The sequence below is a fragment of the Corallococcus sp. AB011P genome (assembly GCF_003611605.1).
Lineage (GTDB): Bacteria > Myxococcota > Myxococcia > Myxococcales > Myxococcaceae > Corallococcus > Corallococcus coralloides.
This window is the reverse complement of record NZ_RAVX01000004.1, coordinates 446978-458640: the sequence shown is the minus strand read 5'-3', so window position 1 is coordinate 458640 and position 11663 is coordinate 446978. Positions and strand designations below refer to the sequence as shown.

At 71.5% G+C, this 11663-nt stretch carries 2 protein-coding genes; one reads left to right on the top strand and one right to left on the bottom strand.

The window, feature by feature from the left end; genetic code table 11:
• Positions 1–14: 14 nt before the first annotated feature.
• Positions 15–1346, top strand: coding sequence for a hypothetical protein (locus D7X30_RS15030; RefSeq protein WP_120563593.1), 1332 nt, complete (start codon positions 15–17; stop codon positions 1344–1346).
• Between the two features lie 6 nt (positions 1347–1352).
• Here D7X30_RS15030 and D7X30_RS15025 read toward each other — a convergent pair whose 3' ends face one another.
• The gene (locus tag D7X30_RS15025) at positions 1353–11657 is read right to left on the bottom strand and encodes a non-ribosomal peptide synthetase (RefSeq protein WP_120563592.1); all 10305 of its coding nucleotides are present in this window, start codon (positions 11655–11657) and stop codon (positions 1353–1355) included.
• Positions 11658–11663 lie beyond the last annotated feature (6 nt).

Here is an 11663-nt window from a genome sequence, read left to right as displayed (position 1 = left end):
TAGGGGCGTCCGCGATGACCGACTCATTCTCCCGGTGGGGGCAGCTGCTCCGTCGTCCCATCGACCTGGGGTGGGAGCGCCTGCGCGCCCCGTACGCGACGGCGCTGGGGTTGTGCTTCGCGGTGCTGGCGCTGCGCTCGCACGCGCGGCTCTTCCAGGCGCACCTGTGGGCGGAAGATGGAGCGGTGTTCCTGACGGATGCGCTCGCGCACGGCCTGGGCGCCACGTTCATCCCCTACGCGGGCTATCTGCACATCGTTCCCCGGTTGCTGGCCTGGGGCCTGTCGTTCCTGCCCATCGAGGCGTTCGCGCTTGGGCTGGCGTTCGTCATCCTGGCCATCGACGCGGCGGTGTTCGCGCTCATCGCGCGGGTCCGCTTCCGCTGGCTGGTGCCCCATGACGGCGTCCGCGTGCTCGCCGCCATGGCGTTCTGCTTCCTGCCGGGGACCTGGGAGGTGACGGGCAACCTCGCCAACCTCCACTCCATCCTCTTCTACGCGGCCATGCTCGTGGCGCTCCAGGACCTGGAGCGGCCGCTGGGAATCGCCGACGGCGTGGTGCTGCTCGCGGCGGCCTCGAGCGCGGGCGAGAGCGTGTTGCTCGCGCCGGTCTTCCTGCTGCGTGGCGTGATGCGGTGGCGCGACGGCCGGCCCGCGCGTGAGGTGCTCTGGGAGGGGATTGCGGTGGTGGTGCTGACCGTGCCGGCGGGGGTGAACATGGTGCTCTTCCGTCAGTCGGGCATGCCCGCTTCGGACTTCGCCCACTGGCCGCTCTCCCGCATGGCCGAGCACCTCTGGAACACGTTCAACGTCCGCTACGTGCTGCACCCGGTGCTGGGCGACGGAGGGACGCTGTCCTACTTCCGCCGGCCGCTCGTGGTCCGGATCCTGGTGGCGTGCGGGTTCATCGCCGTGCTCGTCCTGGGCCTCCGCCGGGTGCCCGCGCGTCCACGCGTGTTGCTGGTGGCCGCCTGCGCGTGTGTCTTCCTGTTGATCCCGCTCACCTGGTACGTGCGCTCCGGATCCGCCGAGTACCCCACGTTCGGCGCGTTCCGGGATCCGGGGGTGGTGGAGGACCGCTACATGCTGTTCGCGCTCCCGGCGGGTGTCGTCCTCTGGGTGGCGGCGCTGGCGAGGTTCCGGCCCCTCTTCGCCGCGGGCCTGTGCGTCGCCGTGATGGTGCTGGCCTATCCACGGTGGGCCTTCGAGCCGTGGGGCCCCGAGCGCGACTGGGCCCGGACCGCCCACCTCATCCGCGTGACCCGCGAGACACCGGGCGCGGAGGCTTACGTGCCCATCAATCCCATCGGGTGGTCCGTCTTTGTCCGAGGCGCCCCGCGCCCGTGACCGCTGTCAGGGCTCCTGGGCCTTCGAGAGCGCGTCGCGCAGCCTGTCGGCCAGCACCTGGACGTGGGGTGACTTCAGGAAGGAGTAGTGGTCTCCGGGCACCGGGTGCACGTCCAGTCCGCCAGGCGCGTAGGCGGCCCAGCCGTGGTCCCAGCGTGAGTCCTCCGCTTCGAACACGGTGAAGGGCCCGCTGGCCGGAGGCGGTGCGTAGACCCAGGCCGCGTGCAGGTGGACCTCGAACGCGTGGCGCATCTCGCGCAGCGGTTGCTCCGACGCGAACAGGGGCTGGCTGGCCTGTTCCAGCGCTTCCATCCACTGGTGGGGGGAGAGCCCTTCGTTCGGAGGCAGCGGCTGGCCCGAGGCGCGCAGTAGATCCTCCAGGAACATCGCGCTCAGCCGCGCCTTCGCGTTCACGTCATCCGGGTTGCCCGAGTGCAGTCTCGCGGAGGTGTCCAGCAGCGCGAGCAGCGCCACCGTCTCGCCTTCGCGCCGCAGCTGGTGGGCCATCTCCCACGCGACGCTGCCGCCCATGGACCAGCCGCCCAGCAGATAGGGGCCGTGCGGTTGGACCTCGCGTATCGCGCGCACGTAGAGGGCCGCCATCTTCGGGATGGATTCGCAGGGGGGCTCCGCGCCGTCCAGACCGCGGGCCTGGAGTCCGTAGAACGGCTGCTGGGGCCCCAGGGCTCGGGCCAGCTCCGCGTAGGGGACGACGTTGCCTCCCACCGCGTGGACGCAGAAGAAGGGACGCACGCCTTCCTGTCCCTCCTGGATCGCGACGAGGGGCGTCCAGGGCGCGGCGTCGTCCCGGAGCAGGCCCGCCAGGTGCTCCACGGTCGCGTTCTGGAAGAGGGCCGCCACGGGCAGCGGACGGCCCAGCCTGGCGCGGATGGCGGACTGCAACCGCAAGGTCAGCAGCGAGTGCCCGCCCAGTTCGAAGAAGTTGTCGCGCACGCCAATGGGGTGCACGCCCAGCACCTCCTCCCAGATGCGCACGAGCCGCAGCTCCAGCGGCGTCCGGGGCGCCACCAGGGTCCGCGTGTCTTCACGACCTCCTTCGGGCGCGGGCAGCGCCTTGCGGTTCACCTTGCCCGAGGGCGTCAGCGGGAACCTCTCCATCGGGACCCAGCGCGCGGGCACCATGTATTCCGGCAGCCGCTGCTGGAGGAAGCTCCGCAGCGCGCCGACGTCCAGGGACTTCCCGGCGGCGCCCACCACCCAGGCCACCAGTCGCTTCTGGCCGCCGCCGTCGTCCCTTGCGTCGACGATGCAGTCCCGCACCGACGGGTGCTGCGCCAGCGCCGCTTCGACTTCTCCCAGCTCGATGCGGAAGCCGCGCACCTTCACCTGCGCGTCGCGCCGGCCGAGGAACTCCAGCGTGCCGTCCGGCAGGAACCGGGCCCAGTCGCCCGTGCGGTACAGCCGGCCTCCCGGCGTGGGGCTGTGGGGGTCGGGGATGAAGCGGTCGGCGGTGAGGCCGGGCTGCTCCAGGTAGCCGCGGCAGACCTGGACGCCGCCCACGTACAGCTCGCCCGTCACGCCTCGCGGCACCGGGCGCAGGTGCGCGTCCAGCACGTGGATGGCCACGTTGCTCAGGGGCTTGCCAATGGAGGGCAGGTCCGGCCACGCCGCCGGGTCGCCCTTCAGCGACAGCGACGTCACCGCGTGGGCTTCGGAGGGCCCGTAGTGGTTGTGCAGCACGGCGCCCGTGCGCTTCATGAAGCGGCGGAGCGCGGGCGTCATGCGCAGCTGCTCACCCGCGACCATGATCTCCCGGACGCGCGTGGGGAAGGTGCCCTCGCGCTCGGCCACCTCCGCCAGGTTCTGGAGCGCGACGAAGGGCATGAAGAACCGCTCGATGCCCGCGCCCTCCAAAAGCGCGAGCAGCTGGCTTGCGTCTCGGCGGACCTCGTCGGTGAGCAGCACCAGCTCGCCGCCCGCGGCCCAGGTCGCGAACAGCTCCTGGAAGGATACGTCGAAGCTCAGCGCGGAGAACTGGAGCGTGCGCGCCCCGGGCGCCACCGAGTCCCCCAACTGCCAGTGGAGCAGGTTCACCAGCGCCTCGCGGTGCATCGCGATGCCCTTGGGCGTGCCGGTGGAGCCGGAGGTGAAGATGACGTAGGCGAGCGCCTGCGCGTTGCCCACGGGGTCGGGACGCGCGTCGGACTCGCGGGTGAGGAGGTCCGCCTGCGTGTCGAGCTCCAGCGACAGCGCGGTGCCACTGGCCAGGACGCCGCGCAGCGCACGCGACGTGAGCAGCACCGCCGCCCCCGACGCTTGGAGCATCGCGGAGAGCCGCTCCGGCGGATAGGCCGGATCCAGCGGCACGTAGGCGCCCCCCGCCTTGAGCGTTCCCAGCACGGCCACGGCCAGCTCCAGCGAGCGGTGCAGATGGATGCCCACGCGGACGTCGGCGCTCACGCCGTGCCGGCGCAGGTGGTGCGCGAGTTGGTTGGAGCGGCGCTCCAGCTCTCCGTAGGTGAGCGTCTGAGCTCCGAAGCGCACCGCGATGGCGTCAGGCGTGCTCGTGGCCGTGGCTTCGAAGAAGGCATGGACGCTGGGCACGGCGGGGTAGGGCACCGATTGGAGCGTCCACTGCGCGAGCTGTCGTTGCTCCGTGTCGGTGAGCAGGGGCAGCGTGGTCAGCGGGGCATCCGGTGCCGCGAGCGCGCTTTCGAGGAGCTGCGTGTAGTGGTCCGCGAAGCGCGCGACCGTGTCCTCGTCGAAGAGGGCGGTGTTGTACTCCCAGGCGCTCGACCATCCATCGGGCGACTCGCGCACGAAGAGGGTGAGGTCGAACTTGGCCATTCCAGGCTCGAAGGTCAGCGCCCGCACGGAGACACCGGGCAGCTCCCAGGGAGCGCCCGCGTTCTGGAAGACGAACATCACCTGGAACAGCGGCGAGCGGCTCAGGTCACGCGAGGGAACGAGCGCATCGACGAGCTGTTCGAAGGGCATGTCCTGGTGGGCGTAGGCACCGAGGCAGGCCTCGCGGACGCGGCCCAGCAGCGCGCGGAAGCTCTCCGCGCCGGAGGCATCCACGCGAAGCGCGAGGGTGTTGGTGAAGAAGCCAATGAGGTTCTCCACCTCGCGACGGCCGCGCCCGGCGATGGGCGTGCCGACGACGATGTCCTCCTGGCCGCTGTGACGGGCGAGCAGCGCATGGAAGCCCGCGAGCAGCAGCATGAAGGGAGTGACACCGGCATCGCGCGCCAGCGATTGGATGGCGGCGGGTAGAGAAGCAGGCAATGGGCGTGAGAACTGGAGGCCCTTGAAGGACTGCACGGGCGGACGCGGCCGGTCCGTGGGCAGGTCCAACGTGGGAGGAGCACCCTCGAGGTGCTGTTTCCACCACGTGCGCTGCGCCTCCAGGGTTTCCCCCTGCATCACCTGTCGCTGCCAGACAGCGAAGTCCGGGTACTGCACGGGGAGCTGGGACAGGGCCGAGGACTCGCGCCGCACGCTGGCGGCGTAAAGGGCCCTGAGCTCGCGCACCAGGATGTCGATGGACCAGAAGTCACAGACGATGTGGTGCATGACCAGCAGCAACGCGTGACGCTCCGGCGCGGTGCGTACCAGCGTGGCGCGCACGAGCGGCCCATGCTCCAGGTCGAAGGGCTTGCGCACCTCCGCTTCCGCACGCTGGCGGAGCGCATCGTCCGAGGCCTCCTCCAGTGCGAGCGTCAGGGGCTGATGCGCACGGACGTGCTGCACGGGCTGTCCGTGCGCTTCGGAGAAGGTGGTGCGCAGGGCTTCATGGCGCTGGACGAGCGCGTCCAACGCGGCCTCCAACGCGCGAGCATCCAGCGGTCCCTCCAACTGGAAGAAGAAGGGCACGTTGTACGCGTACCCTTCCGGCTCCAGCCGCGCGAGGAACCACAGCCGCTGCTGCGCGAAGGACAGGGGAAGGGACTGCTCGCGCGACACCTCGACGATGGGCGGCACCAACTGCCCGGTGCCTCCCTTCTTCATCGCCTCCAGCCGCTCGGCGAACCTCGCCACCGTGGGCGCCTCGAAGAGCAGGCGCACGGGGACGTCCTGCTGGAGTACGTCCCGCAGGCGCGACACCACGCGCGTGGCCAGGAGCGAGTGGCCTCCCAGCTCGAAGAAGTTGTCGTGCGCACCCACGCGGCTCACGTTCAAGAGCGGCGCCCACAGCTCCGCGACCAGGGACTCCCAGCCCTCTCGCGGCGCGACGTAGGTGTCCTTGCTCCCGCTCGCGTCCGGTGCGGGCAGTGCCTTGCGGTCCACCTTCCCCGAAGGCGTGAGCGGCAGCCGCTCCAGCTTCACGATGGCGGAGGGCACCATGTGCGCCGGCAGCTTCGCGGCGAGGCTGGTGCGCAGCGCGACCTGCTCCACCTCCGCGCCGACGACGTAGGCCACCAGGCGCTTGTCGCCGGGGACGTCCTCGCGCACGACGACGACCGCGTCCGTGACGCCCTCCGAGTCCTTGAGGGCGGTCTCGATTTCTCCCGGCTCGATGCGGAAGCCGCGCACCTTCACCTGTGAGTCGTTCCGGCCGAGGAAGTCGAGCACGCCGTCGGCGCGCCACCTCGCGCGGTCACCCGTGCGATACAGCCGCGCTCCTGGCGTGGTGCTGAATGGATGCGGAACGAAGCGCTCCGCCGTCAACGCGGGCTGGTACAGGTAGCCCCACGCCAGACCGTCACCGCCCACGTACAGCTCGCCCGCCACACCCACGGGGGCCGGGGCGCCCAGCGCGTCCAGCACGTAGGCCTGCGAGTTGGCGATGGGCTGGCCAATGGAAATGGGGGCTCGCGCATCCGCGGGTACGGTCAGCCGGTGCGCGGTGGAGAGGGTCGTGTTCTCCGTGGGGCCATAGGCGTTGACGATGAGCTGGCCCTCTTCCAGAAGTCTCCGCGCGGCCACCGGGGACATCACGTCTCCGCCCGTCAACACCTGCCGTACGCGCGCGAGCGCGCGGGGCTGTGCCATCACCATCTGCTCGAACAGCGCGGTGGTGAGGAACAGCGTGGTGATGCCTTCGCGCTCCAGCGTGGAACCCAGCTCCTCCAGTGACGGCTGGTGCGCCGGGAAGACGACCAGCTTCGCGCCGTGCAGCAGCGCGCCCCACAGCTCCAGCGTCGCCGCGTCGAAGGAGATGGGCGCCAGCTGGAGGAACACCTCCTCCGGCCCGAACCGCGCGTAGTTCGCGCCCGTCACCAGCCGCACCACGCCCCTGTGCGGGATGCACACGCCCTTGGGCCGGCCGGTGCTGCCGGATGTGTACATGACGTAGGCCAGCGCCTCGGGAGGCACGTGGATGCGCGGCGCGTGCGTGGACTCCCTCGCGAACGGACGCCACGACGGCTCCAGCACCACCACCCGCGCCTCCAGCGCCGCGAGCTTCTCCTCCTGTCCCGGTTGCACGAGCAACACCGGCAATTGCGTGTCCCGGGCCATGAAGAGGAGGCGCTCGGCCGGGTAGGACGGATCCAACGGGACGTAGGCGCCACCGGCCTTGAGGATGGCCAGCGTGGCCACCACCATCTCCAGCGAGCGGCCGGTGCACAGGCCCACCGGGGTGCCTGCGCCCACGCCCAGTCCTCGAAGGTGGTGCGCGAGCTGGTTCGCGCGGGCATCCAGCTCCGCGTACGTCAGTTGGCTGCCTTCAAACGACACCGCGATGGCATGCGGCGCGCGCGCGGCCTGCGCTTCGAAGAGGGAGGGCAGGGACGCATCGCGTGGATAGTCGGCTTGGGTGTCGTTCCAGGACACCAGCAGCTGCTGACGCTCCTCCTTGGAGAGCAGCGAGATGCGGGAGAGGGGCCGCTCGAAGTCGGAGACGGCGGCCTCCAGCAGGCGCGTGTAGTGCGCGGCCATGCGCGCCACCGTCGCCTCCTCGAAGAGGGCGGTGTTGTACTCCCAGAGGAAGCCCAGGCCCTCCTGGGCCTCCTGCGCGAAGAGGGTGAGGTCGAACTTCGACATCCCTGTCTCCACGTCCAGCGGCTCCACGGCCAGGTCCGGCAGCGCCCGCGCCGGAGCGCCTCCGGCGTTCTGCAGGACGAACATCACCTGGAACAGCGGCGCGCGGCTGGAGTCGCGCTCGGGCTGGAGCGCGTTCACCAACTGCTCGAAGGGCAGGTCCTGGTGGACGAAGGACTCCAACGTGACGTCGCGCGCGAGCCCCACCAGGTCGTGGAAGCTCGTGTCCCGGGTCGCGGTGATCCGCAAAGGCACCGTGTTGATGAAGAAGCCGACCAGGCCTTCCAGCTCCTGCCGCTGACGGCCCGCGAGCGGCGCTCCGATGACGAGGTCGTCCTGCCCGCTGTAGCGGGAGAGCAGGGCGTGGAATCCCGCAAGCAGCAACATGAAGGGTGTCACGCCGTGGCGCTGGCCCAGGGCCTCCACGGCCCGAGACAGCGCGGGCGAGGCCTTCCATGCCAGGTGCGCGCCCTCGAAGGTCTGCACCGCCGGACGAGGAAGGTCCGTGGGCAGCATCAGGGCGGGAGGCGCATCCTGGAGCCGGGCCTTCCACCATCCGAGCCGCTCATCCACCGTCGCGCCCACCCACGACAGGCGCTGCCAGCGAGCGAAGTCCGCGGGCTGGAGCGGCATCGCGGGCAGCTCCGCCGAGGATCCACCCGTCTCCTCGCGGTAGAGCGCCGTCAGCTCGCGCTCCATCACGCCCAGCGACCAACCGTCGCAGATGATGTGGTGCAGCGTGATGAGCAGGGCATGGTCCCCGTCACCCACGCGCACCAGCGTCGCGCGCAGCAGGGGGCCTTCGGCGAGGTCGAAGGGACGGCGCACCTCTGCCTCCGCCCGACGCGTGAGCGCGTCCGGCGAAGACACCTGCTCGCGGAGCAAGGGCACATCCAGCACCGAGGCAATGCGCTGCACCGGCTGGCCCTGGTGCTCCACGAAGGTCGTGCGCAGCGCCTCGTGCCGCTGGACCAGACGCTGGAGGCCGCGCTCCAACGCGTCCGCGTCCAGAGGGCCCGTCCAGCGCGTGAACCAGGGCAGGTTGTACGAGAACCCGTCCGGATCCATCCGGGTGAGGAACCACAGGCGCGCCTGCGCGAAGGACAGGGGCGTCTCTCCAGGTGGGCGCGGCACGAGCGGCGGCTCCGCGCCCTGGCCGGCCTCCGGCTTCAGCGAGGCCAGATGCTCCGCCAATTCCTCCACGGTGGGGAAGGCGAACAGCGCGCGCACGGGCAGGTCCACCTGGAGCCGGTCGCGCAGCCGAGACGTCACCTGCGTCGCCAGGAGAGAGTGCCCACCGAGCTCGAAGAAATGGCCGTGCACGCCCACGCGAGACAGTTGCAGCAGCGAGGCGAAGACGGCCGCCACCTCCGTCTCCAGCGGCGTGCGCGGGGCCACGAAGTCCCGAGCTGCTTCCGCGTCGTCGTCCGGGGCCGGCAGGGCGCGGCGGTCCAGCTTGCCGCTGGGCGTGAGCGGGAACGCATCCAGCAGCACGAAGGCTGCGGGCACCATGTACTCCGGCAGCCGCTCGCGCAGCGCCGCCTTGAGCTCGCTGGCATCCACGGCCGCCCCTGGCTGTGTCACCACGTAGGCCACCAGGTGCTTGCCCCGGGCCGCGTCCTCGCGGGCCACCACCGCCACGTCCTTCACGCCCGGCAGCTTCGCCACCGCCGCCTCCACCTCCGGCAGCTCGATGCGGTAGCCGCGCAACTTCACCTGCGCGTCGCGCCGGCCCAGGAACTCCAGCGTGCCGTCCGGCAGATACCTGGCGAAGTCACCGGCGCGGTACATCCGCGCGCCCGGGTGCGGGCTCAGCGGATCCGGCACGAAGCGCTCCGCCGTCAGGTCCGGCCGGTGCAGGTAGCCTCGCGCCAGTCCCGCGCCGCCGATGTACAGCTCGCCCGCGACGCCCACCGGCACCGGCTCGCCGCGCGTGTCCAGCAGGTACGTCCGCGCGTTGGTGATGGTGCGGCCAATGGGCGGCAGGTCCGGCCACGCATCCGGGTTCCCCTTCAGCACGTGCGCGGTGGCCGCATGCGTCTCCGTGGGGCCGTAGTGGTTGTCCAGCACGCACCCGTCCAGCGCGTGGAGCAGCCTGCGCAGCGCGGGGGTCATCCGCAGTTGCTCGCCGGCGGTGTTGATCTCCCGCAGCGTCGTGGGCACGAGCCCTTCCGCGTCCGCCACCTCCGCCAGGTGCTGGAGCGCCACGAAGGGCAGGAAGATGCGCTCCACGCCGTGGGCGCGCATCAGCGTGAGCAGGGCCCGGCCGTCGCGCCGCGTGTCCTCCGGCATGAGCACCAGCTCTCCGCCCGCGGCGAAGGTGGGCAGCATCTCCTGGAAGCAGACGTCGAAGCTCAGCGCGGAGAACTGGAGCGTGCGTCCCCGGGGCGCGGCGGAGCGGCGCACCTGCCACTGGATGAGGTTGAGCAGCGGGCGGTGCGGCATCGCCACGCCCTTGGGCACGCCCGTGGAGCCGGACGTGAAGATGACGTAGGCCAGCGTGTCCGGCCCTCCCACTGGCACGGGCGCTGTCGCGGGTGTGCCAGGGTCGTCCTCCAGGAACAGCCGCTCCACGCCGTCCTCCGGTAGGCCGGACGCCAGCGAGCGCCGGGTGACGAGCACCTTCGCGCGAGACGTCTGGAGCATCAGCGCCAGCCGCTCCGGCGGATAGGCCGGATCCAACGGGCAGTAGGCCGCCCCCGACTTGAGGATGCCCAGCACGCCCACCGCCAGCTCCAGCGAGCGGTCCACGCACAGCCCCACCGCCGTGTCCGGCGTCACGCCGCGCGCCCGCAGCGCATGGGCCACGCGGTTCGCCCGGGCCTCCAGCTCCGCGTACGTCAGGTGCGCGTCTCCAAAGCGCACCGCCACCGCGTCCGGGCTCCTGCGCACGCTGTCCTCGAAGAGGGCGTGCACGCCGGAGCGCACCGGCACCTCCGCGAAGGTGTCGTTCCAGTCCACCACCGCGCGCTCCCGCTCGCGCGGCGTCAGCAGGGGGAGCTCGGAGACGGCAGACTCCGGCCGGGCGACGGCGCCCTCCAGCAGGCGCGCGTAGTGCGCGGCCATGCGCGCCACCGTCGCCTCGTCGAAGAGGTCCGCGTTGTACTCCCAGCGGGCCTCCATGCCGCCGGGGTCCTCGTAGAGGAAGAGGGTGACGTCGAAGCGCGCGACGCCGGGCTCGAAGTCCACCTCCGTCACGGTGAGGCCGGGCCACTTGAGCGCGGCCCACGGCGAGTTCACGTGCACGAACATCGCCTGGAACAGCGGCGAGCGGCTGGGGTCGCGCTGGGGCACCAGCAGGTCCACCAGCTGTTCGAAGGGCATGTCCGGATGCGCGTACGCGCCCATGCACACGTCGCGCACGCGGGCGAGCAGCGCGAGGAACGTCGGGTCGCCAGAGGCGTCCAGCCGCAGCGCCAGCGTGTTGGCGAAGAAGCCGATGAGCCGCTCCACCTCGCGACGGCCGCGCCCCGCCACGGGCGTGCCCACCACCAGGTCCTCCTGCCCGCTGTAGCGCAGCAGCAGCACCTGGAACGCCGCCAGCAGCGCCATGTACGGCGTGACGGCCGCCTTGCGGCTCAGCTCGCGGATGCCCGTGGCCAGCGCCGGAGACATGGGCAGGCGGTACACCGCGCCCCGCGACGTCTGGCGCGGCGGGCGGGGCCGGTCCGTGGGCAGCTCCAGCGCGGGCGGCGCCCCCGAAAGCCGCTCCTTCCACCACGCGCGCTCGGCCTCCAGGAAGTCGCCCGTGAGCGCCTGGCGCTGCCAATGCGCGAAGTCCGCATACTGCGCCGGCAGCTCCGGCAGGCGGGGCGGCTCGTTCCGCGTGAAGGCGGTGTAGAGCGCGCTCAGCTCGTTCGCCATCCACCCCAGCGACACCGCGTCGCAGACGATGTGGTGCGTGACGAAGAGCAGCGCGTGCTCGTCCGGAGCGAGCCGCGCCAGCGTGGTCCGCACCAGCGGCCCGCGCTCCAGGTCGAACGGCCCACGGGCCTCCGCCTCCGCGCAGTCGCGAAGGGCGCGCTCACGCGCATCCCCGTGCGTGGACAGGTCCACCCCGCGCAGGGGCACATCCAGCGCCGGAGCGATGCGCTGCACCGGCTGTCCGTCCACGGCGGCGAACGTGGTGCGCAGCGATTCATGCCGGGCCACCACGGCCTGGAGCGCCCGCTCCAGCGCGCCCGCGTCCAGCTCCCCCTTCAGCCGCACGAAGAAGTAGACGTTGTACGTGGCGCTCGTGCCCTCCAACTGCGCCAGGAACCACAGGCGCTGCTGCATGAAGGACAGCGGGAGCGCCTGCGCGCGGGAGACGAGGGGCAGCGGGGCGCGCTTCTTCCCCGGCGTGGCCGGCGAGGACGTCGTCATCGGAAT